This is a genomic window from Micromonospora sp. NPDC005174, assembly GCF_040608495.1.
Lineage (GTDB): Bacteria > Actinomycetota > Actinomycetes > Mycobacteriales > Micromonosporaceae > Micromonospora.
The window spans coordinates 67,449-89,176 of record NZ_JBEXIJ010000003.1 but is presented as its reverse complement, the minus strand read 5'-3'; the positions used below and the strand labels follow the sequence as shown (position 1 = coordinate 89,176).

Below are 21,728 nucleotides of genomic sequence, written 5' to 3'. Positions count from 1 at the left end.
GCGTCACCCGGCGTTCGGTGCGGACGTGGACGGTTGCCCGGTCGCCTGGTCGTCGAGGTGCCCGTCCTGGATGCGGATGACCCGGTCGGCCAGGGCCATCATCACCGCGTCGTGGGTCGACACCAGCACGGTGACGCCTTCGGACTCCGCGACCCCACGCAGCAGTGCCATCACCGACAGGCCCGTCTCGGCGTCCAGTTGCCCGGTGGGCTCGTCGGCGAGCAGGAGCCGGGGCGAGGCGGCCAGCGCGCGGGCGATCGCCACCCGCTGCTGTTGGCCGCCGGACAGCTCGGTCGGGCGCTGCTGGGCGTGGTCGGCCAGGCCGACCAGTTCCAGCAGCAACGCGACCCGCCGCTCGCGCTCGGCCGGGGCGACGCGGGCCAGCCGCAGCGGCGCGGCGACGTTCTCGGTGGCGGACAGCACCGGGATCAGCCCGAAGCTCTGGAAGACGTACGACACCTTCTCCCGCCGCAGCCGGGACAGGCCATCCTCGTCGAGCGCGGTGACGTCGGTCCCGTCGATGTGCACGGTGCCGGCGTCCGGGCGGTCCAGGCCGCCGATGACGTTGAGCAGGGTGGTCTTGCCCGAGCCGGACCGGCCGACGAGCGCCACCATCGAACCGGCGGTCACGTCGAACGACACGCCGCGCAGGGCGTGGACGACGGTCGGCCCGCTGCGGAAGCGTCGGTGCAGGTCGCGCACGCGCAGCAGCGGCTCGGTGCTCATTCGCCGCTTCGCGAGTCGGAGTGGATCGTGATGTGGTCGGGTTCCAGGGCCAGCCGGACCCGTCGGGTCAGCGCCAGCGCCTGGCGGAACTCGCGGGGCACCTGAACGCGTCCGGCCCGGTCCATCACGGCGTACTCCTCGGCGATCATGTGCGTGTCGCCCTCCGCGTCGGTGGTGGTGCGGCGCAGCACCTCGCTGCTGGTGCGACCGTCCCGGATCGCGACGGTCCGTTCTACCTGGCTGCTGACCTCCGGGTCGTGGGTCACCACGACGACGGTGACGCCGTACCGCCGGTTGACGTCCCGCAGCACACCGAAGACCTCCGCGGAGGTGGCCGCGTCCAACTCGCCGGTCGGTTCGTCGGCGAGCAGGACCCGCGGTTGGTTGGCCAGCGCCACGGCGATCGCGACCCGCATCTGCTGTCCTCCGGAGAGTTGTCCGGGGCGCCGCTCGGCGCAGTCGGCGACACCGAGGCTGTCCAGCAGTTCGGCGGCGCGCTCCCGGCGTTCCTTCTTCGCGGTGCGGGCCGCCGTCATCGGCAGGTCCACCATCTCCCGTGCGGTGAGGTAGGGGATCAGGTTGCTCGCCGTCTGCTGCCGTACGAAGCCGACGGTACGCCGTCGGTAGTCGACCCGGTCGGCGCGGGACATCGACAGCAGATTCCACTGTGCGACCCGGACCCGGCCGGCGGTGGGGGCGTCGATGCCGGCCAGGATGGAGAGCAGCGTCGACTTGCCCGATCCCGAGGCGCCGACGACGGCGATCAGCTCACCGCTCTCGACGGCCAGGTCCAGTCCCTGCAGGGCCTGGACCTCGATCGAACCGGTCTGGTAGATCCGGACCAGGTTCTCGCAGACGATGAGCGCGTCCCGGCCGAACTCGGGCGCCCGGGCGGACGGCTGCGGCAGGGAGAGCGGGGTGCTGGACATTGCCAGCAGTTTCGCAATCGGCGGCGTCGTTGACCATGCCCCCGGGCGGCTTTTCTGCGGTGGCGGCGAGGAATCTTCGCCGAAGGGCTGCGTACCCACGAAGTGGAGGGCGAGCCTGTCGGTGGTCTCCACCTGCGAAAACGGGACGGGCCGGCATCCTCGGGGAGGTCGCCGGCCCGTACACCGGATCGCGTCACAGCGGCGGGGCGATGTCCCGCCGCTCCTCGACCCGGCGGTACTCGACCGGCTGCTCGGTGGTGGTCACGACGGCGGTACGGCGGCGCTGGAAGATCAACGCAGTCATGATCAGCCCGAGCACGCCGGCGCCCATCAGGATCCAGCCGACCACGTCGAGGTTGATGCCGCCGACGCTCGCGTCGAGCGCGAAGGTGAGAATCGCGCCGAGCGCGATCAGGAAGATGCTGGTGCCGATACCCACGACAGCCTCCTTAGGGGGTGTGGTGTGCTGTCGAGGTTCATCAGTACCCCGCCGTCGAGCAGCGCAATCGCCGTCGTCCGAGGGTGCCGCGTCCACCGATCTTGGCATCGGGTAGAGTTCGCTTCGTCGCCGGCGCTTGTCGGCGGCGTGCGGACGTAGCGCAGCTGGTAGCGCATCACCTTGCCAAGGTGAGGGTCGCGGGTTCGAATCCCGTCGTCCGCTCGCGATCCGTCTCGACGGGCCCAGCGGCCAGGTCGAGCGGCAACACGGGCGATTGGCGCAGTGGGAGCGCGCTTCCCTGACACGGAAGAGGTCACTGGTTCAAACCCAGTATCGCCCACCAGCTCAGAGGCTACATCCCATCGATGGATGTGGCCTCTTGCCATTGCTGGGTGACTAACTGGGTGACTAAGCCCCAGTGCGGGTGTCCTCGCCGAAGGCCCGACCCGCCAGCGTTCGACCGTGCGTCAAGGCCGTCTTGACGTGGCGGGCCGGCGGCGGCCCGCTTCCAGGAGGGCGGTCGGCGGCAGACGGGATGGCAGGGTCGGGCGCAGGTTGAGTTCTGTCCGCAGGCAAAAAGGCACCTTCCAAACTGACGGTGCTCACTCAGTCGGATTGCTCTGCTCTGCGTAGCGGAAAGCAAGCCGTCTGATGATGGCCTCGCCCTCGGCTGCTGGTAGCCAGCTGGCATCTGTGCGCGATTCGCTCCCTTCCCACTCGGGGATGTCGGCGGGGTCGTCGCCTCCGATGCCCAGCGAGATATCGCTGTGGCGGGCGCGGAAGCAGAAGAGCTCATCATTCGGCAGAGAGCCTTCCACCTGCATAGGAGCTGCCGCACAGGTCAAATGCGCCTCCCAGCCCTCACTCCCGAGAGTGGCGATGAGCTGGAGCCAGGATCCCACGTGCTCCTGGTGCCACCGCTGGCGCGCAGTCTCCTGAATCATGACGTTCATGGTGCTGCATCGGGACCTGGCTTTGCCAGGTCGTGGAGCGCCGGCTGAGCGACTAGCTGAGTGACGACCGCGACGGACACACACGGACGCGCGGGATGGTGTCGGACGCGGTTCACTGCTCAGCGCTCGTCCCATGCCAGCTCACGAGATCGTGTTGGTTGCCTGGGGGTCAAGGGGTCTGTGAAGACCCGGTCCAGGCCGCAAGAGGAGTTCGTTCGCGTGGCTAAAAGCCTCGGTGGTGCCGATAAAATCGAATGCTTTGACCGAATGCTAAGTTAGCTGGTGAACGGAGTCCGCTGTGGTTGCTGGCGTGGTAGCAGGTCGAACGTAGATGCATCGGAATTCGGACTAGGACCCGATATTCAGTCCCTCCCGCTGCACAAATATCTCACGCCGCTCTCTGGCCTGCCCCTTGCTATCGAGCACGTACCCCGTCAGCCATAGCCATCCCCAGTACGTCGGCCTCGGGCAGACCTTGATGACCCGAAAGCGGAACCCTCGCTTGCCTGCAAACTGAACGCTGGCGGCCCCGCCAATCTCCAGCACATCGCCCGCCTTGGGTGCTGGCAGTTCCGGCGAGGCAGGCGGATGCTCGTGTCGTCTGCTCGGCCTACCGCTCGCGGTCATCGTGCCGACGAGCTGGCGCACCTGCCGTGCTGGTGGCGGTATCCCGGTTCCTGCAGGCGTCGGCCGGAGCCTTGCCCAAGGTGGCCGCGCCGCACTCCGGGCACCATCGCTCTTTGACCTTGAAGCTGAACAGTCCTGCCAGGAATCCCAGTAGTACGGCGCTGATCAGAGCACCAAGCATTATCACGGGCCACCCTTCCGCCTGCTTGAGGGTGGCTGCCGGACGGACACCGTTGCCGCGGACCGTCCGGCAGCCTCAAGGGAACCTCGTCACCGAACGGACAGACGTTTATACGTCATGGCCAGGCGAGTGGTCGGCCGTTCATCCGTTACCAGTGGGCACCCGGCTTGGGTGCCGTCGCCGGATCCACTGCAACGGCCGCCTTTCGTACCCTGCGTCCGTCTTACCGAAGTTCCGCAATGACGGTATGAGCGGGCCGTCAACGGTGTCCATGATGTTGCGAAGTGTTGCGACGCTACTGGCCGAGTTGATCGATCGTGCGCCCGATCAGCGCCCGCGCCTCGGGTCCGTACACAGCTGACACCTGGAGGCGGTCGAACATCCGGGCGTACAGCTCGATCTCGTGTGGCCGGGTGACCTCGATGCTCGCCGTGGGCGTCTCCAGCGCGACCAGCAGGTCGTCGAAGATCCAAAAGCCGGTGGACGCGACTGCCGGACGTTCGGTCATCAGGGGGATGATGCCCACCGAGACGTTCGGCAGGGACATCACCGCCAGCAGCCGGTCCATCTGCCCGGCCTGGATGGCGGCGTCACCGAACCAGGTGCGCAGCGACTGTTCCTCCAGCACCACCACGAACCGCTTGCCGCGCTGGTAGAGCACCTGCTGGCGTTCCATACGCACTGCCACGGCCTCGTCCAGGTCGTTGGGCGTCTCCAAAAAGTCGATCCAGAACGACAGCATCGCGGCGGTGTAGTCGGCGGTCTGGAACAGCCCGGGGATGGCGTTGTGCTCATAGATCCGGAACACCGACGTCTGCTCGTACAAGGCCAGGGTGTGCGCGCCGAGCACCCGCTTCATGCCCGCCCGGCTCTGGCGCCGGAACTCCAGGTACGCCGACTCCACCGCCCGCAGCGTGGCGGTCAGATCGGGGATCTGGTCTTCAGCGTTGCAGGCGTGGCACCAGGCCCGGATGTCCTTGTCGGTCGGCGGCTGGACGCCGTGCTCGATCTTGCTAACCCGAGTGAAGTGCTGGCCGGTCAAGGCCGCCAGCACCCGCCCCGTGAGCCCTGCTTCCTTGCGCAGCTCACGGAGACGGACACCGAGCGCCTCTTGGCCCTGGCGGGCAGCGCTAGACGGGTTGGTAGTCACGGTGCGGGATAGCCAACTGCCATACTGCCTCGAACGCCGACCGGCACAACTGCAAGTCAGCCGGGTCGGTGGACGCCACCCGATCCACAGCCAGACCGGTGCCTGCGTAAATCAGGAAGACCGCCAGGCGGTCGTCGAACAGGTAGTAGTCGTTGCCCGGCAGCGCCAGTGATGACACCAGGCGACGCGGCACCCAGCGGATGTCCTCGCCTGCGTCCACCATGGGCCCAGCGATGCTGTACGACCAGCGCTGGTAGTCGCTCAGCGGCTCAGAGACGATACGCGCGCGACGTACCAATCGCCCTGCCTTGACGTGCTCGCGCAAGCTCTCGCACCAGCCCTCCAGCCACGCCAGGTCATTCGGCTCGCCGGCGGCCCACTTGGCCATGTACGGCAACTCAACCGCGGTGCCGTAGGCGTCGCGCGTCTCCAGGTGGATGGCGTCGCGCTCGAAGCTCACCAACAACCGCTCGAACTCAGCCTCACTGATCGAGGTCACGATCCCCCTGCCTGAAGAACTGGAGCATCCGGTCTGGGATCTCCACGCAGGACTCACCCTCCGGCATGCTCATCTGTGCCAATACCGCCGGGTCCGACACCACCCAACCCTGCACCACCCAGCTCTCCCGGTCGGTGCGGTACACCGTAGGCGAGCCTGTCGGGTTCGACTCTGGATCCTTACCGATCAACGTTAGGCGCATGGTCCACTCCCTGTCCTGCCGGTTGCGGGATGTTGCGACGTGGCCATCCTGCGGACGACCGGGAGGTACGTCAAAGAGTAGGTGAAGAATTGCGGATGGTGACGAAAATTTGCGACTCCCGCCGAGGGCAATGGATGAGCACTTTCCCCCACCCCTCTGGATGCCTGACAAGCTGAACTGTTGGACCGTGCGCTACCGTCCGATGTGGAGCCCTGCCGGCGGGCGTCATGTCCTAGATCCGACATGATCGGCGGCTGTCATGCTGTGTGTTGGCCGCTTTACGTTCGGTCATGGCGCAGAGGCCGCGCAAGCAGAGGATCAAATGCCGGGGACCGCGTGATGAGGACGGGCGCGCCTGCCAACGTCCAGTCAGTCGCATCGGCCAGCGGTGTCCGCAGCACCTTGGTCGGCCGGAAGTGCCGCTGCGCGGGCGCTTGGCCGAGTACGCCAAGCAATCTCCTACGAAGGCCAAGCCGAAGTCACCGGCGCGAACTCGCCGAGCGGCAAGCTCACCGCGTACATCCAGGGTGTCGGATCGGCCGCGTCGCAGGCACTCACCCGCAGCGCGGGATGCCCTGGTGGCCGAAGCTGTCGACTATTTCGAGGCTACGTTGGCGGTCGGAGCGGTCGATGCCGCAGTGGCTCAGGCAGCCAGATACGCGGGGGACGGTGTCTGGAACCGGCTGACGGTCGACTGGTCGGGGCGAAACTGCAAGGGGCTTGCCCGTCTCGCCCGTGCTGCCTTGGACGGCAAGGACTGGCTCCATGACCGGATCGGCGACCTGGTGGGCTTCCTGCTGGAGTGGCTCAGCACGCCCCGCATCGTCAGGGTCTTCGGCAAGGAGATCGCCAAGCGACTACCGCTGCCCTGGGATCAGCAACTCGTAGCTGTGTCCAGGGGCATGCAGATCGCGGGTATCGCCGTGTGCATGATCAATGGTCGGGAGTTGACGAAGTGTGAGTGCTTCATCGATGTCGTGATCGAGGAAGGCAAGGAGCGCGTACGTCAGTTGATGGACTGGGCGGCCAGGGACTGGCGGAATCTGGAGCAGCTAATCCCCGCCGCCTGAGGTGTTTCTGCGCGGTCTATCGGTGGCCTTCATGCCGCTATGCCCGCCTCTTGGCCATGCCGAGCAGGCGTTTGGCCTCCCAACAGGGTGTGCAAGGGCCTCCACGAGTTCCACCACACAGATGAGCTCGTCGGCCGGCCGTTGTCGCGCCGGTCGGCCGGGCGTCGATCGTCTCCCGCGCGGCGTCGGCGCTGTGGCCGCCCTCGCGGCGCGGTGGGCCGCCTCAGCCCCTCTTGTCGATCTTCTCTGCCGCGTGCCGGAGTGCGCTGACGAGTTCAGGAATGTGCGCGTCGGGGAAGCGGCCGGACATGCCGATCGCGGCGTACGGTGCCGAGCCGACGGTGACGGCAACGGTGCGCTCGGTCTTGCCGGCGCGCAGGGCGAAACCGGCTTCGCGGATCTCCGCCAGGTCGGTGAGGACCTGCTCGACCGGGGTTTCGTTCGCGCTGGTCTCCCACATGGTGCGGACGTTCTCGTCGTCCTGGGAGGCCAGCAGCGCCATCCCGAGCCCGGAGCGGGTGACCGGGAAGAGGCCGATCCGGCCGAGGGCCGTGCTGGTGTCCATGCCCGGGTCGGCGTGGTACAGGTACGACATGTGGTCGCGCCAGAGCACACCCATGGCCACGGTGTGACCGTGGACGTGCAGCTCGCCGAGCGGCCCGAGCGCGCGGCGGATCAGGCCCGACCCGAAGAGGCTCTGCGCGGCCAGGGCATGGATTCCCGGGCCGGGACGATAGCGGCGCCGCTCGTCCTGTTCGATCAGTCGGATGTGCGCGAGGGTCTTGAGCAGCCGGTTTGCGCGAGAAGGTTCCAGCCCGAGCCGTCGTGCGACCTCGCGTGAGCCGAGGGCTTCAGCGGAACTGGCCAGCAACTGCAGGCAGTCGAGCCCATCCTGGAGCGATTTGTTCGGCTGAGACGGCAGCATGTTGCATTTATAGCATCACTCCGTTGCGGAGCGCTACGGGCTCGTGTCGCTCGGGTTTCATCGACGTGTCTTGACGGTGCTATTACTGCACCATTACGCTCGCCGCACTTGACCAACGATCCCGCCTGGTCGCCGCAGTCGACCCTGCTCGAGCAGGCGCGATGAGGGCTGCCCGGGTCGGTTTCCTCCATCACGGGGTGGGTCCGGCGGGCTGCCGCCAGGGACGGAAAGGCGCCACATGCTGCGAACCGTGGCGAGCCGGTCGGCTCGCCACGCGCCCAAGCCACGGGACGACGATGCGCCAACGAGCGGACTGTGGCTGAGCCGAGAGGTGACGAACTTGATACGACCCTCGAATGTGCACCGCCACAGGTGGCGGACGCACGTCGCGGCCGGACTGGCCGTTCTCATCGGTCTACCCATGATCGGCGTCGCGCCTCCAGCGTTCGCCGACGCCGCCGCGGCCTCCGCGGTGCTCTCGGCGACCCCGCAGTGGAACGGCATGGCCGGCAATCCCGGCGACGCCTCCGGCCAGATCTCCACGGCTGCCACGGAGCGGGGCGGCCGCCCCTGCTGGACCACCACGACGACGCCGATCACCAACGACTTCCTGTACTTCCGGGTCGATGCCGCCCGACAGCCGGCCACCACCGGGTACGCGTTCGTCAAGGTCAGCTACTTCGACGCCGGCCCCGGACACTTCACGATCCAGTACGACGGCACGGGGCAGAACCGGGCCGGCGACGCCGTCCCGCTGACCGGCGGGAACGTCTGGCGTTCCTACGTCTTCCAGTTGGCCGACGCCGAGTTCAAGGGCGACCTGCCGTCCGGCGCCGACTTCCGCATCGCCTCCTGGGACAGCCGGCTCGGGCGGTCGGCCACCGACCTGTGCGTCTCCGACGTCTCGGTCAGCTTCAGCACTGCCGAGGCGGTGCGCATCACCGCGACGAACCTGGTCTTCAGCGGATCCGAGCCGCGGACCATCCCGGTGACCTCCAGCGCGGCCAGCGTGAGCTGGGCGGTCGCCGACGAGCAGGGGGTGCCGGCGGCCAGCGGCACGGCCGCGGTGTCCGGTGGCACCGCGACGGTCAACCTCGCCACGGTCAAGCCCGGCTACTACACCCTCGGCGTCACTGCCGAGGTGGGTGGACTCCCGGTCACCCGGTACACGCCGGTGGCGCTGCTGGACGCGCTTCCCGCCGACGCCCGGAGACCCGGGGCGCCGTGGGGAGTCGGGACCCACTTCTCCCAGAGCGACCCGCCCAGTCTCATTCCCACGATGGCGAAGGTCGGTTACACCCACGTCCGCGACGCCCTGTCCTGGCAGCACGTGGAGAAGACCGCCGGCACCTACACCATGCCCACCTACGGCGCCCCGTTCCTCAACGGGCTGGCCGCCAACGGCATGGAGCCTCTGCTGGTCGCGGCGTTCGCCAATCCGCTCTACGACGGCGGAAAGACGCCGAGCACGCCGGAGGGCCACGCCGCCTTCGCCGCCTACGCCTCGGCGATGCTCGCCCTCTCCGGTACCAACAAGGTCGAGGTGTACAACGAGTTCGACGGCGGCTTCAACAACGGCCTGTGCGGTCGTACCCCGCAGTGCTACCTACCTCTGTTGCAGGCGACCTACGCCAAGGTGAAGGCCGACCACCCGCAGGCCGAGGTCGTCGCGCCGGCCGGCGGCGGACCCGCGTGGTGGGAGGAGCTGTTCCAGATCGGCGGCCTGCAGTACATGGACCGCTTCAGCGCGCACCTCTACGGCTTCCCGGCACCGCCGGAGGTCCGCGGCGTGACCATGATCCCGACGTTCAAGGACCTGATCCGCCGCTACAACAACGGTCGCGACATGCCGATCGACATCACCGAGAACGGATACCCGACCCACACCAGCGGTGGCGTCACCGAACTGCAGCAGGGCGACTACCTGGTGCGCACGGCCAGCCTGGCCGTGGCCAACGGGGCCAGCCGCTACTACTGGTACGACTTCCTCAACGACGGCACGACCGCGTCGAACCAGGAGTACAACTTCGGCGTGCTGCGCCGTCCCGGGTACCTGGGGATGAACGCCTACGCCCCGAAGCCGGCGCTGGTCACGCAGTCGGTGCTGATCCGCCAGCTCGCCGGTCTGGACTTCCGTGCCGCCGACAACCTGGGCTCGGGTGTCTACTCGTACGAGTTCGCCGGCGGGGCCGGCAAGACGCCGGTCCGGGTGATGTGGGCGACCACGCCGACCCAGGTGGAGCTGAGCACCACCACTCCCGTCACGGTCACCAACGCCTACGGCCGGTCGAACACCCTGGAACCCCTTCAGGGCAAGGTGACGCTGGACCTGACCGAGCACCCGGTCTTCACCAAGGGCAAGCCGACGGCCCTCGCGGTGAGCAACCCGAAGGTGTATTCCGTCTCGGTGCCGGACACGGTCGCCGTCGGCGACGACATCCCGGTGACGCTGAAGGTGGACCGGACCCACGGCGGTGGAGGCACGTGGACCAACTTCCAGATCGAGGACAGCACCTACGCGGTGTACGCGCCGGCCGGGCAGGTGGGAACGAAGACCGTCACCGTTCCTGGTAGCACGGTGAAGGGACCGCGAACGGTGCACGTGCGGGCCGGGTCCGGCGGATCGGCGTCGATGGTGCTGCGCGACGACGCGATGATCACCGATCCGGTCGTGGCGACCGTCGATCCGATCGTGACGTCGGTCGGGCCGCTCGGTGGGTCGCTGCGGGTCAAGATCACCAACAACAAGTCGGCGACGGCTCTGGACGTCTCCCAGATCGCCTGGACGGTGGGGACGCAGAGCGGCACGGTTACCGGCGTCGCCCCGGTCCCGCCGAACTCCGTCACCTCTGTCGACATACCGGTCGCGGGGATCGTCCCGTGGAAGTCCTACGACATGTCGGTGCGCGTGGACACGGCACAGTTGGGCGCGTTCCGGGCCGGTGGGACCGTCGGCTTCAACCCGATCGAGGCGGACGGACAGAACGCGGTCGTACCCGTGAATCTGGCGGCCGACGGTGCGGTCGACTACCGGCGGGTTCCCTACGGCGGCACGTCGGACCTGTCGGGCACCGTCAAGCTCACCCGCACCGCGGACGCCCTGTGGTTGACGGCCGACGTGACCGACAACGTCCACGCCCAGACGAAGACGGCCGGCAGTATGTGGGACGGCGACTCCATCCAACTGGCGATCAGCCCCGACCTTCCGGGGCGGTCGACCGCCCGCGTCGAGATCGGCGCGGCACTGCTGGGCACCGGTCCGGCCGTGTACACCTTCACGCCGCCGCCCGGCGGAGTGGCCGGGGCGACGCCCGGCGCGACGGCGGCGATCGTCCGGAACGGGACCACCACCTCCTACCGCGTGTCGGTGCCCTGGTCCGCACTCGGGCTCAGCGGTCCGCCCACCGCGCCGGTCGCCCTGTCCTTCGTGGTCAACGATGACGACGACGGCATCGGCCGGGCCGGCTGGATCCAGTGGGGCGGCGGCATCGTCCTGGCCAAGAACACCGCCGAGTTCCGGCCGGTGCAGGTGATGGCGCCGTGAGCGGGCCCCGGCGGATCCTGGTCACCGGTGCGGCCGGACGGCTGGGCCGGGCGGCCCTGACGCTCTTCGCCGACCAGCTCATCCCCACCACCGGTCTCGACCTGCACGACCCGGGCGACACCCGGGCGGACCGGATGGTGACCGGATCCGCCGGGGACCCCATCGTGGTACGCGACGCCCTCGCTGAGGTCGACGCCGTCTTCCACTGCGCGGCGATCCCCGCGCCCACTCTCGGCACACCGCACGAGGTGTTCACCACCAACACCCAGGCCACCTTCACCGTGTTGGAGGAGGCGGCTCAGCGGGGCGTCCGCCGGGCCGTGCTCGCCAGCAGCCTGTCGGTGACCGGTCTGCCCTGGTCGCCGCACCCGCAGACACCGGCCTACCTGCCCATCGACGAGGATCTGCCGCTGCAGGTGGCCGACCCGTACGCGCTGTCGAAGCAGACCGACGAGGCGATCGGCGCCATGATGGCCCGCCGGCACGGGATGACAGTCGTCGCACTGCGCCTGCCGCTGCTCGGCGGTCCCGGCGATCAATTCGAGAAGTACGCCCGCAACTACGTCGACCACCCGTCGTGGGGGGCCAAGGAGATGTGGGCGTACCTGGACACCCGCGACGCCGCCCGCGCCGGCCTGTTGGCCCTCACCGCCCCCGTGACGGGATTCCACGCGGTGTTCGTCGCCGCGCCGGACACCCTGAGCGCCACCGACACGGAGGCGCTGCTGGACGAACACCTACCGGGGGTGCCCCGGCGGACGCGATCGACCGGCCGGAGCGTCGCCATCGACACCGGTCGAGCCACGCGGCTGCTCGGCTTCACCCCCGAGCACCTCCATCCACTGTCCCCACCCGGACAGCCACCATCCTCAGATCAGGAAGTGACGCCATGACACGTACGATCAGCCGCCGGCGCCTGCTCGCGGGCGCGGCCGGACTGGGTTCCGCCGCCCTCCTCGCGGCCTGCGGCAAGGACGAGTCCGGTGACGCCGGCACGGTGACCCTCAACGTCTGGGGCGGAGTCCCTGCGGAGAACGGACCCGACGCCCTGTTCGCCGCGTTCACCGCGAAGCACCCGAACATCAAGGTCAAGTACACCCGTTTCGTCAACGATGATCAGGGCAACCTCAAGCTCGACACCGCGCTGCAGGGCGGTATCGACATCGACGTGGTCGTGTCGTACGCGCGCTCGGCCCTGGCCAAGCGCGTCGAGGCGGGTCTGCTCACCGACCTCACCGACCGACTCGCCGGTGACTCGGTGTTGAAGGTCTTCGCCCCCGGCGCGAATCCGGCCAGCAACTACTTCTTCGACGGCAAGGCGTACTCCGCCCCGGCCAGCCGCAGCGTCGAGACGGTGCTGGCGAACAAGAGCCTGCTCGACAAGGCCGGCGTCACCGTCCCGACGGACTGGACGACCGCCGACTTCCGCGCGATCGCGAAGCAGCTTTCCGGCAACGGCGTGTACGGGTCTCTCATCCCGCCGGACCTTGCCCGCCAGCAGCTCGGCCCGGACTTCACCTACAAGCCCGGCGGCCGCGAGTCCAATTTCGACCACCCGGCGTTCCGGGAGAACTTCCAACTCCGGCTGGACATGATGGCCGAGAAGTCCGCCGTCCCGATGACCGAGATCGTCGCGCAGAAGTGGGACGCGTTCGCCCAGACCCCGTTCCTCACGGGGAAGGTCGCGATGTGGATCTCCCAGCCGTTCGTCATGCGCTACATCAAGGACACCAAGGAGTATCCGCACGACTTCAAGACCGTTCTGCTGCCGATGCCGGCGCCGCAGAAGGGCGCGCAGTTCTGGAACACCGGTGCCTACGGCGACAACGTGGCCATCACCAAGAAGTCCAAGCACCAGGACGCCGCCTTCACGCTCCTGCAGTTCTGGCTCGGCGAAGGCGCGGCACACATGGTGCCCGGCGGCCGGCTCCCGTCGCTGCCCGGGGGCGACACCGCCAAACTGGCCGTCGATCTGGGCGGACCCGACGCCGCGAAGCTGTTCGACGAGCAGTCGCTGGTCACCAACCTGCTGACCTCGGACGCGCGGATTCCCGTGGACGCCATCCAGACGGCGCACGCGGAGATCTCCACGATCATGAACGGGCTCAACCAGCGGGTCCTGCTCGGGAACATCAGCATCGACCAGTGGGCCCGGACCGCCAAGGAACAGTGCGACGCCGCGATCAAAAAGGCGGCCTAGAGACACATGCAGACTCTGGTTGGGTCGGCCCGGTCACCGGTACCGCCCGTCGTACGGGAGAAGAAGCGCCGGCCCGCCGGGGTCCGTTCCTGGTTGCCGTGGCTGTTCATCGGCCCCAATCTCGTCGGACTGATCGCCTTCACCCTCGGTCCGATGCTGGCCGGGCTGGGCATCGCGTTCACCCGCTGGAACGTGCTGTCCGGCCTGGGCGGGATCGAGTGGGTGGGCCTGGACAACTTCGCGGAGCTGTTCGCCGACCCCAAGTTCTGGAAAGCCCTGGGCCGCACCGTGTTCTTCGCCGGCCTCGGCGTTCCGCTGTCGATCGCGTTCGGCCTGCTGCTCGCGCTGGCCCTCAACCGGCCGCTGGTCGGCCGGGCCGCGCTGCGGGTCGTGTTCTTCGTACCCAGCATGGTCAACACGGTCGCCATCGGTATGGTCTGGCTGCTCGTGCTCAACCCCAGCGCCGGGCTGCTCAACCAGGCCCTGCGGTTCCTGGGCCTGTCCGAGCCGCCGACCTGGCTGGTGTCCGAGGACTGGGCTCTGCCGGCGCTCGTGCTCATCCAGGTGTGGGCCGGCATGGGCTATCAAGCGGTGATCTACCTGGCCGCTCTGCAGGAACTGCCCCAGGACCTGCACGAGGCGGCGATGATCGACGGCGCTGGCGCATGGCGCCGGTTCCGCGCGATCACGTGGCCGAGCCTCATGCCGACCACGGTCTTCCTGGCGATCACGTCGTTCATCGGCACGTCGCAGGGGTTCGGGTTGATCGCCTTCCTGACCGGCGGCGGCCCGGGGGAGTCCACCACCGTGCTGGCCTACTACATGTACCAGTCCGGATTCCAGGCCTACAAGTTCGGCTATGCCGCGGCGATAGGCGTCGTCACGTTCGCCGCGGTACTGCTGCTGACGCTGCTGCTGTGGCGGTTCCAGAAGGGACGGGGGCTCTACACATGACCCGCAGCCGTACGGACCGAACCCTGCGCACCTGGGTGCTGAGCGTCGTCATGTGGGCGATCGCGGTGCTCTTCGCCCTCCCGCTGCTGTGGATGATCTCGGCTTCGCTCAAACGCAACATCGACGTGTTCACGCTTCCGGTGACGTGGATTCCCGACCCGGTCCGGTGGGTCAACTACGCCGAGGTGTGGGCCGGCGATCCACCCCTGCTGCGCTACTTCGGCAACTCCCTGATCGTGGCCACCGTTGCCGTCGCCGGCGAGCTGTTCACGTCCTCCCTCGCCGGGTACGCCTTCGCCCGCATGCGGTTCAAGGGTCGCGACCGCCTCTTCCTGCTCTACATCGCGACCTCGATCGTGCCGACCCAGTTGCTGCTCGTGCCCCGGTTCATGTTCTTCCAGGCCGTCGGCCTGTACGACACCCTGTGGGCGCTGATCCTGCCGAGCATGTTCACCGTCTTCGGCACATTCCTGATGCGTCAGCACTTCTCCGCCGTACCCGGAGAACTCGCCGAGGCCGCACGCATCGACGGTGCCGGCGAGTGGTCGATCTACTGGCGTATCTACCTCCCGATGGCCAAGCCGGTCCTCGCCGCACTGGCGATTCTCGGCTTCGTGTGGTCGTGGAACAGCTACGAGACGCCGCTGATCATGCTCTCCAGCGACGAGAACTACACGCTTCCCGTCGGCCTGACCCGTTTCGTCGACGGCGACGGCGGCCTCGCCGGTGGCCTGTCCATGGCCGCGGCCACCTCGTCGGTCGTACCGATGATCATCGTGTTCCTCGTGTTCCAGCGCCAGTTCCTGTCCGCACTGAGCCGCACCGGGCTCAAGTGACACCGCCGGAGGCTCACGACAATGCGTGTTGAACACGCCGGACACGACATCACGGTGGTCGGCGGTGGTCTGGCGGGGGTGTGCGCCGCCATCGCCGCCGCCCGCCTCGGCCGGACGGTCGCGCTGATCAACAACCGGCCGGTGCTGGGCGGCAACTCCAGCAGCGAGGTGCGGGTCTGGGTGGTGGGTGCCACGAGCCACGGCGACAACCACTATGCCCGCGAAGGCGGGATCATGGGCGAGCTGTTCGTCGAGAACCAGTACCGCAACCCGCAGGGCAACCCGTACGTGTGGGACACGGTCGTGCTCGACGCCGTACGGGCGGAACCGAACATCTCCCTGTATCTCAACACCGACGTCCGGGACGTCGAGGCGGACGGGCCGCCCGAGGCGCGGCAGATCCACACCGTCACGGGATGGATGATGGGCTCGGAACGGCTCATCCACTTCTCGTCGCCGATCTTCCTCGACTGCACGGGCGACGGACTGGTCGGACACCTGGCCGGCGCCGAGTACCGCATCGGCCGGGAGGCCCGCGGCCAGTACGGCGAACCCTGGGCGCCCGCCGAGGCCGACGACATCACCCTCGGCAGCACCCTGCTTTTCTACACCAAGGACGCCGGTGAGCCGGTCACCTACGTGGCGCCGTCGTTCGCCAAGGACATCACGCAGACCAGCATCCCGCAGCAGCGCCTCATCCGGGCCGGCGACAACGGCACCGCGTACTGGTGGATCGAGTACGGCGGGGAGCTGGACACCGTCCACGACAACGACGTCATCCGGGACGAACTCTGGTCGGTCACCTACGGCATCTGGGACCACATCAAGAACTCGGGCCGGTTCGACGCGGACACGATGACGCTGGAATGGGTCGGGGCCGTTCCCGGCAAGCGGGAGTACCGCAGGTTCATCGGCGACTACGTGTTGACCCAGAACGACATCATGGGCCAGACGGAGTTTCCCGACCAGGTCGCCTTCGGCGGATGGTCCATCGACATGCATCCGCCGCAGGGCATGTACGCGACGGAGGCCGCCTCCAAGCACCTGCACCCGGACGGCGTCTACCCCATCCCCTACCGCTGCCTGTACTCGGTGAACACCACGAACCTGCTGTTCGCCGGGCGCAACGTCTCGGCCAGCCACATCGCGTTCGGGTCGACCCGGGTGATGGCCACCTGCGCGACGCTGGGCCAGGCGGCGGGGACCGCCGCCGCCCTGTGTCTCGACGCAAAGGTGGCCCCACGTGAACTCGACGCGGGTCACCTCCAGCAGACCCTGTTGCGCTCCGACGCGTCGCTCATGGGCGTGGCCGCGGCCGACCCGACCGATCAGGCCCGCACGGCGCTGGTGACGGCGTCCTCGACGCTGGACGGGATCGACGTGACCGAACCGGGTGCCCAGTGGCCGCTGACCGCCGACGCCGGCATCGTGCTGCCGGTCGATCCCGCCCTGGCGGGGCCGGAACTCCTCGTCGACGCGGCCGAGGCCACGACGCTCGTGGTGGACCTCCACGACCCCGGCCTCGGACAGAACTACGTACCGGGCACGCTTGTCGACAGCGTGCAGGTCCCGGTCGGGGCGGGCGCCCGGCAGTGGGTCCGTCTTCCGCTGGACTGGACGCCGCCCACCGCGCGCAACGCCTTCCTGCGGGTACGCGCCAACCGCGCCGTGACCCTGCACGTCGCGGACACGACAGTCCCCGGCGTCCTGTCCCTGTCCCACGTTCCGCCGGCGACGGACCCGAAGGAGCGGCAGCCGGTGCTCGAGTGGAAGAGCAGGGCCCTGCGCCGCCGGACCTTCTGCCTACGCACCGGTCCGACGGCGGCCTACTCCGCCGACAAGGTGGTCGACGGGTACCTGCGCCCCTTCGCCGGACCGCACCTGTGGATGTCGCGGCCCCTCGCCACGGACGGCGAGCCGTGGTTGCAGTTGGCCTGGGCCGAGCCGGTGACGGTGAGCCAGGTCGAGATCATCGCCAACGACGACGTCAACGAGGACCTGATCAATCTGCCCCATCACCGGATGCCGTTCACGCTCCTGCCGACGCTCGTGCGCGACTACCGGATCGAGGCCCGCGTCGCCGGGGCCGGCTGGCAACCGCTCGTGTCGGTGGTCGACAACCGGCAGCGACGCCGTACGCACGGTCTCGCGGCCCCGATCGTGACCGACCGGATCAGGGTCGTCGTCACCGCCACCAACGGCACCGGCTCGGCCCAGCTGATCGCCGTGCGGGCCTATGCCTGACGGGCTGCCGTCGCAGGCCACCGAAGCAACGATCCTCGAACAGGAGACCACGTTCGTGCCCTTCAATCCCATGCCGGAGACGCAGGCGCCCTGGCCCGGCCGTGACCGGCTGCGCATCACCGGCGTCCGGTCGATCGTCACCGCCCCGGAGGGCGTGCCGCTCGTCGTCGTCCGGGTCGACACCACCGATCCCGGCCTGTACGGGCTCGGATGCGCGACATTCACCCAGCGGTTCCACGCCGTCGCCGCCACCGTCGACAGTCATGTCGCGCCGCTGCTCGTCGGTCGCCATCCGGCCGACATCGAGGACATCTTCCGGATGATCCATTTCTCGTCGTACTGGCGCAGCGGCCCGGTCACCAACAACGCCCTGTCCGGCGTCGACCAGGCGCTGTGGGACATCGCCGGCAAACGGGCCGGCATGCCCGTCTACGAGTTGCTCGGCGGGCGGGTCCGAGCGGCGGCCGACACGTACCTGCACGCCGGCGGGGCCACCGTCGACGACACCCTGGAGCAGGCCCGCGTCCTGCTCGCCCGGGGCTACCGGCACGTCCGGCTGCAGGTCGGCAGTCCCGGGGTGGGCACCTACGGCGCTCCGGCCACGCCGGGCGAGTACACCGGGACACCGCACCCCGGCGGGTGGGACGTGCACCGTTACCTGCGTGACACTCCGGACCTGTTCGCGCAGGCCCGCGCAGCCCTCGGGCCCGAGCCGCACCTGATGCACGACGTCCATTCCCGGCTGACCGTCAAGCAGGCTGTCGGACTGGTCCGCCAGCTCGAGGAGTACCGCTTGTTCTTCCTGGAGGATCCCATCGCCCCGGAGTTCTACGACCGGCTCGGCGAGGTCCGCGCGGCCGCACCCATGCCCATCGCCGTCGGGGAACAGGTGGCGTCGGTGGCCGACGCGGCCCGGCTCGTGACGGGTGGCGGTGTCGATCTGCTGCGTCTGCACATCTCCTCGATCGGTGGCCTGAGCCCGGCGCGCAAGCTCGTCGCCCTGTGCGAACTGCACGGTGTGGGGACCGCCTGGCACGCGCCGGCCGACGTGTCCCCGGTCGGCGCGGCGGCGAACGTCGCGCTCGACGTGACAAGCGCGGCCTTCGTCGTCCAGGAGGGCCACGAGTACGCGCCGGCCGTCCACGAGGTGTTCCCGGGCACGCTCGCACCCCGCAACGGCTTCCTCTATCCGTCGGACGCGCCCGGGTGGGGCATCGACCTCGACGAGGCGGAGGCGGCCAAGTACCCGCCCGTGGAGCACCTCCACGAACGGTGGTCGGCCCAGGTACGGCACCTCGACGGCGGGATCGTGGCCCCGTGAAGATCGACCGTGTCGAGACCTTCCTCGTGGCGCCCCGCTGGCTCTTTCTGAAGATCACCACCGATGACGGTGTCGTCGGCTGGGGCGAACCGGTCGTGGAAGGCCGCGCCGAGACCGTCCGGGCCGCGATCGGTGAGTTGTCCGACCTGCTCATCGGCAGCGATCCGATGCGCATCGAGGACCACTGGCAGGTCCTCACCCGCGGTGGCTTCTACCGCGGCGGCCCGGTGCTGTCCAGCGCCGTCGCCGGCATCGACCAGGCGCTGTGGGACATCGCCGGAAAGGTCCGGGGGGCGCCCGTCCACGAACTGCTCGGCGGCCCGGTGCGCGACCGCGTCCGGATGTACGGCTGGGCGTACGGCGACACCGCCGAACAGGTCGCCGAATCCGCGGCGACGGCGATCGCCGCTGGATACACAGCCGTCAAGATCGCACCACCGGGCGCGATGGCGTTCCTGGACACCCCCGCGGGCGTGAAATCCGTCGTCGATCTCCTGGCCAAGGTCCGCGACGCGATCGGCCCCGACAACGACGTGGCGATCGACCTGCACGGCCGGGCCTCGATCGCCGCCAGCCGTCGCCTCCTGCCACTGCTGGAGCCGTACCTGCCGCTGTTCGTCGAGGAACCGCTGCGGCCGGAGTACTCCGGCGACATCGCCCGGATCGTCACGGCGACCGCACTGCCGATCGCCACCGGCGAGCGGCTCTACACGCGGCGCGAGTTCCGGGACGTCCTGGACGCCGGCGTGGCCGTCGTCCAACCCGACCTATCGCACGCCGGAGGCATCTCCGAGGTCCGGCGCATCGCCGCGGTCGCCGAGATGTACGACTCCGTCCTGGCCCCGCACTGCCCGCTCGGCCCCATCGCCCTGGCCGCATGCCTGCAGATCGACCTGGCCGTACCGAACTTCCTCATCCAGGAACAGGCCCTGGGCATCCACTACAACAACGGCCAGGACGGCCTGAACTATCTCGTCGACGCCGACGTCCTGCGGTTGCGCGATGGGCACGTGGAGCGACTCGGCGGGCCCGGCCTCGGCATCGACGTCGACGAGAACGCGGTGCGCGAGGCGGCGGCACGAGGCCACCGGTTCCGTTCCCCCATCTGGCGCGGGCCGGACGGCGCGTTCACCGAGTGGTGACGACCCATCCGACCTCCGACCACCCCGCGAACGTGGAGATGCCATGGCACTGTTCGACCTGCCCGAAGACCTTCTGCGCAGCTATCGGCCCGCTGTCGCGGAGCCGGAAGACTTCGACAGCTTCTGGACCGCGACACTCCAGGACGCGCGAGCCCATCATCTGAATCTGACCGTCACGCCTGTCGACAACGGCCTCGCACTGATCGACACCCTTGACGTCACCTTCGCCGGCTACGACGGCAACCCGGTCAAGGCCTGGCTGCACCTGCCCGTCACCCGCAGCGGTCCACTGCCCGCCGTGGTGGAGTACGTCGGATACGGCGGAGGCCGCGGCCTGCCGCATGAGAGACCTCTGTGGGCCATGGCCGGATACGCCCACCTCATCATGGACACCCGAGGTCAGGGCGCGAAGGGCCCCAGGGGGGACACACCCGATCCCGACCCCACCGGTGACCCCGCGATCGCGGGCTTCACCACCCGAGGCATCGCCAGTCCGGAAACCTACTACTACCGCCGGGTCTTCACCGACGGGGTCCGCGCCATCGACGCCGTACGGAAGCTGTCCGAGGTGGACCCGAGCAGAGTGGCCGTCACCGGGACCAGCCAGGGCGGGGGAATCGCCACCGCCGTGGCCGGCCTCGCGTCAGGTCTGGTGGCCGCCATGCCCGACGTCCCGTTCCTCGCCGACTTTTCCCGTGCGTTGACCATCACCGACGCCTCGCCGTACGCCGAGATCGCCGCCTATCTCAAGGTCCGCCGGGACGAACGGGACCAGGTGATGCGGACGCTCTCGTACTTCGACACGGTCAACCACGCCAAGCGGGCCAGCGCCTCGGCGCTGTACTCCGTCGGGCTGATGGACCAGGCCTGCCCGCCCTCGACCGTGTTCGCCTCGTACAACCACTACGCGGGACCGAAGGAGATCCGCGTCTACCCGTTCAACGGCCACGAAGGGGGCCAGGCTTTCCACGAGATCGAGAAGCTGAGGTTCGCCGCCAAGCCGCTCAGCGGGTGAGCGGGGCACAGGCGACCCGGCGGTGACCGCCGGGGTGCCCGGGTCATTCGACGCCGGCCCGCCGTCGAGAATCCAGTGGCGGGGCGGACCACCCGTTGCGAGACTCGGTCCCGTGCGCGAGCTGGACCGCTTCCGAGCCGCCGTACACCTGTGGGCGGCCGGCGGTCCCGCCGCGGCGACGGCCGCCGCCGAGGCCCGGGGGTCGGCGGCCGGTCTGCGGACGGTCGTCCTCGTCGAGGGGGTCAGCGACCAGCGCGCGGTCGAGGCCCTGGCGGAACGACGGCAGCGCGATCTTGCCGGCGAAGGTGTCTGCGTGGTGCCGCTGGGCGGTGCGATGAGCGTCGGTCGGTACCTGCGGCTGTTCGGACCGCAGGGCCTCGCCGTTCCGGTACGCGGGCTGTGCGACGAGGCCGAGGAGAGTTTCTTCCGCCGTGGACTGGAGCAGGCCGGCCTCGGCACCGCTCCGGACCGGCCGGCGCTGGAGGCGCTCGGCTTCGGTGTGTGCGTGGCCGACCTGGAGGAGGAGTTGATCCGCGCGCTCGGCAGTGACGGCGTGCTGCGGGTCATCGCGGATCAGGGGGACCTGGCCCGGCTGCGGGTCTTCCAGAACCAGCCCGCCCAACGTGAACGCTCGACCGAGCGGCAACTGCGTCGTTTCCTGGGCACGATGAGTGGTCGCAAGGCCCGCTACGCCGAGGCGCTCGTGCGGGCGCTCGACCCGGACGCCGTGCCCCGACCGCTGGACCGGATACTCGCCGACTGACCCGTCGC

At 68.9% G+C, this 21,728-nt stretch carries 20 protein-coding genes and 2 tRNA genes; 13 read left to right on the top strand and 9 right to left on the bottom strand.

Annotated elements, in window-relative coordinates:
* Positions 1 to 3: 3 nt before the first annotated feature.
* The 3 genes from ABZU91_RS04500 to ABZU91_RS04490 form a co-directional block, all read right to left on the bottom strand.
* The gene (locus ABZU91_RS04500; RefSeq protein WP_355233848.1) at positions 4 to 726 is read right to left on the bottom strand and encodes an ABC transporter ATP-binding protein; all 723 of its coding nucleotides are present in this window, start codon (positions 724 to 726) and stop codon (positions 4 to 6) included.
* Complete coding sequence (locus tag ABZU91_RS04495; RefSeq protein ID WP_355233846.1) at positions 723 to 1,655, bottom strand: ABC transporter ATP-binding protein; 933 nt, start codon at positions 1,653 to 1,655, stop codon at positions 723 to 725. Before ABZU91_RS04495 ends, ABZU91_RS04500 begins: the two co-directional genes overlap by 4 nt.
* A gap of 193 nt (positions 1,656 to 1,848) precedes the next feature.
* Positions 1,849 to 2,094 carry a DUF6458 family protein gene (locus tag ABZU91_RS04490; RefSeq protein ID WP_355233844.1) on the bottom strand — a complete coding sequence of 82 codons (246 nt, stop codon included), beginning with the start codon at positions 2,092 to 2,094 and terminating at the stop codon, positions 1,849 to 1,851.
* A 149-nt stretch (positions 2,095 to 2,243) separates the two neighbouring features.
* Between ABZU91_RS04490 and ABZU91_RS04485 the strand changes: the two genes are divergently transcribed.
* Positions 2,244 to 2,316: transfer RNA gene (locus ABZU91_RS04485), tRNA-Gly, on the top strand.
* A 46-nt stretch (positions 2,317 to 2,362) separates the two neighbouring features.
* Positions 2,363 to 2,437: transfer RNA gene (locus ABZU91_RS04480), tRNA-Val, on the top strand.
* A gap of 259 nt (positions 2,438 to 2,696) precedes the next feature.
* On the opposite strand, the gene ABZU91_RS04475 is transcribed toward ABZU91_RS04480, so the two are convergent.
* From ABZU91_RS04475 to ABZU91_RS04455, 5 genes are all read right to left on the bottom strand, one after another.
* On the bottom strand, positions 2,697 to 3,038 hold the full coding sequence (locus ABZU91_RS04475) for a hypothetical protein (RefSeq protein ID WP_355233842.1): 342 nt from the start codon (positions 3,036 to 3,038) through the stop codon (positions 2,697 to 2,699).
* 357 nt (positions 3,039 to 3,395) lie between these two features.
* Positions 3,396 to 3,674: a hypothetical protein gene (locus tag ABZU91_RS04470; protein WP_355234785.1), complete on the bottom strand. Its 279-nt coding sequence runs from the start codon at positions 3,672 to 3,674 to the stop codon at positions 3,396 to 3,398.
* 476 nt (positions 3,675 to 4,150) lie between these two features.
* The gene (locus ABZU91_RS04465; protein WP_355233840.1) at positions 4,151 to 5,005 is read right to left on the bottom strand and encodes a helix-turn-helix transcriptional regulator; all 855 of its coding nucleotides are present in this window, start codon (positions 5,003 to 5,005) and stop codon (positions 4,151 to 4,153) included.
* Positions 4,986 to 5,504, bottom strand: a complete 519-nt coding sequence (locus ABZU91_RS04460) for a DUF6879 family protein (protein WP_355233838.1) — start codon at positions 5,502 to 5,504, stop codon at positions 4,986 to 4,988. The genes ABZU91_RS04465 and ABZU91_RS04460 overlap by 20 nt, the downstream gene beginning before the upstream one ends.
* Entirely contained in the window at positions 5,488 to 5,706 is a 219-nt protein-coding gene (locus tag ABZU91_RS04455; protein WP_355233836.1) for a hypothetical protein, read from the bottom strand. The genes ABZU91_RS04460 and ABZU91_RS04455 overlap by 17 nt, the downstream gene beginning before the upstream one ends.
* 578 nt (positions 5,707 to 6,284) lie before the next feature.
* Here ABZU91_RS04455 and ABZU91_RS04450 point away from each other — a divergent pair.
* Positions 6,285 to 6,776 (top strand): hypothetical protein, encoded by a 492-nt coding sequence (locus ABZU91_RS04450; protein WP_355233834.1) that lies wholly within the window; start codon positions 6,285 to 6,287, stop codon positions 6,774 to 6,776.
* A 223-nt stretch (positions 6,777 to 6,999) separates the two neighbouring features.
* On the opposite strand, the gene ABZU91_RS04445 is transcribed toward ABZU91_RS04450, so the two are convergent.
* Complete coding sequence (locus ABZU91_RS04445; RefSeq protein WP_355233832.1) at positions 7,000 to 7,701, bottom strand: helix-turn-helix domain-containing protein; 702 nt, start codon at positions 7,699 to 7,701, stop codon at positions 7,000 to 7,002.
* Positions 7,702 to 8,059: 358 nt separating this feature from the next.
* Here ABZU91_RS04445 and ABZU91_RS04440 point away from each other — a divergent pair, with 358 nt between their 5' ends.
* From ABZU91_RS04440 to ABZU91_RS04395, 10 genes are all read left to right on the top strand, one after another.
* Positions 8,060 to 11,245, top strand: a complete 3,186-nt coding sequence (locus ABZU91_RS04440) for a sugar-binding protein (RefSeq protein ID WP_355233830.1) — start codon at positions 8,060 to 8,062, stop codon at positions 11,243 to 11,245.
* The gene (locus tag ABZU91_RS04435) at positions 11,242 to 12,138 is read left to right on the top strand and encodes an NAD(P)-dependent oxidoreductase (RefSeq protein WP_355233828.1); all 897 of its coding nucleotides are present in this window, start codon (positions 11,242 to 11,244) and stop codon (positions 12,136 to 12,138) included. The genes ABZU91_RS04440 and ABZU91_RS04435 overlap by 4 nt, the downstream gene beginning before the upstream one ends.
* The gene (locus tag ABZU91_RS04430) at positions 12,135 to 13,445 is read left to right on the top strand and encodes an extracellular solute-binding protein (protein WP_355233826.1); all 1,311 of its coding nucleotides are present in this window, start codon (positions 12,135 to 12,137) and stop codon (positions 13,443 to 13,445) included. Before ABZU91_RS04435 ends, ABZU91_RS04430 begins: the two co-directional genes overlap by 4 nt.
* A gap of 6 nt (positions 13,446 to 13,451) precedes the next feature.
* A complete protein-coding gene (locus ABZU91_RS04425; RefSeq protein ID WP_355233824.1) occupies positions 13,452 to 14,399 on the top strand; it encodes a sugar ABC transporter permease in 948 nt (315 codons plus the stop codon).
* Entirely contained in the window at positions 14,396 to 15,235 is an 840-nt protein-coding gene (locus tag ABZU91_RS04420) for a carbohydrate ABC transporter permease (protein ID WP_355233822.1), read from the top strand. Before ABZU91_RS04425 ends, ABZU91_RS04420 begins: the two co-directional genes overlap by 4 nt.
* Before the next feature lie 21 nt (positions 15,236 to 15,256).
* Entirely contained in the window at positions 15,257 to 17,479 is a 2,223-nt protein-coding gene (locus tag ABZU91_RS04415; protein WP_355233820.1) for an FAD-dependent oxidoreductase, read from the top strand.
* On the top strand, positions 17,472 to 18,800 hold the full coding sequence (locus ABZU91_RS04410; RefSeq protein WP_355233818.1) for an enolase C-terminal domain-like protein: 1,329 nt from the start codon (positions 17,472 to 17,474) through the stop codon (positions 18,798 to 18,800). The genes ABZU91_RS04415 and ABZU91_RS04410 overlap by 8 nt, the downstream gene beginning before the upstream one ends.
* Positions 18,797 to 19,942 (top strand): galactonate dehydratase, encoded by a 1,146-nt coding sequence (gene dgoD, locus ABZU91_RS04405; protein ID WP_355233816.1) that lies wholly within the window; start codon positions 18,797 to 18,799, stop codon positions 19,940 to 19,942. Before ABZU91_RS04410 ends, dgoD begins: the two co-directional genes overlap by 4 nt.
* A 43-nt stretch (positions 19,943 to 19,985) precedes the next feature.
* A complete protein-coding gene (locus tag ABZU91_RS04400; RefSeq protein ID WP_355233814.1) occupies positions 19,986 to 20,957 on the top strand; it encodes an acetylxylan esterase in 972 nt (323 codons plus the stop codon).
* 112 nt (positions 20,958 to 21,069) lie between these two features.
* A complete protein-coding gene (locus tag ABZU91_RS04395) occupies positions 21,070 to 21,720 on the top strand; it encodes an ATP-dependent endonuclease (protein WP_355233812.1) in 651 nt (216 codons plus the stop codon).
* Positions 21,721 to 21,728 lie beyond the last annotated feature (8 nt).

Bases quoted from the DNA above. Each gene is read 5' to 3' on its own strand.
- ABZU91_RS04500 (WP_355233848.1), bottom strand. From the start codon at position 726: ATGAGCACCGAGCCGCTGCTGCGCGTGCGCGACCTGCACCGACGCTTC.
- ABZU91_RS04495 (WP_355233846.1), bottom strand. From the start codon at position 1,655: ATGTCCAGCACCCCGCTCTCCCTGCCGCAGCCGTCCGCCCGGGCGCCC.
- ABZU91_RS04475 (WP_355233842.1), bottom strand. From the start codon at position 3,038: ATGATTCAGGAGACTGCGCGCCAGCGGTGGCACCAGGAGCACGTGGGA.
- ABZU91_RS04470 (WP_355234785.1), bottom strand. From the start codon at position 3,674: ATGACCGCGAGCGGTAGGCCGAGCAGACGACACGAGCATCCGCCTGCC.
- ABZU91_RS04455 (WP_355233836.1), bottom strand. From the start codon at position 5,706: ATGCGCCTAACGTTGATCGGTAAGGATCCAGAGTCGAACCCGACAGGC.
- ABZU91_RS04445 (WP_355233832.1), bottom strand. From the start codon at position 7,701: ATGCTGCCGTCTCAGCCGAACAAATCGCTCCAGGATGGGCTCGACTGC.
- ABZU91_RS04430 (WP_355233826.1), top strand. From the start codon at position 12,135: ATGACACGTACGATCAGCCGCCGGCGCCTGCTCGCGGGCGCGGCCGGA.
- ABZU91_RS04425 (WP_355233824.1), top strand. From the start codon at position 13,452: ATGCAGACTCTGGTTGGGTCGGCCCGGTCACCGGTACCGCCCGTCGTA.
- ABZU91_RS04420 (WP_355233822.1), top strand. From the start codon at position 14,396: ATGACCCGCAGCCGTACGGACCGAACCCTGCGCACCTGGGTGCTGAGC.
- ABZU91_RS04415 (WP_355233820.1), top strand. From the start codon at position 15,257: ATGCGTGTTGAACACGCCGGACACGACATCACGGTGGTCGGCGGTGGT.
- ABZU91_RS04410 (WP_355233818.1), top strand. From the start codon at position 17,472: ATGCCTGACGGGCTGCCGTCGCAGGCCACCGAAGCAACGATCCTCGAA.
- ABZU91_RS04400 (WP_355233814.1), top strand. From the start codon at position 19,986: ATGGCACTGTTCGACCTGCCCGAAGACCTTCTGCGCAGCTATCGGCCC.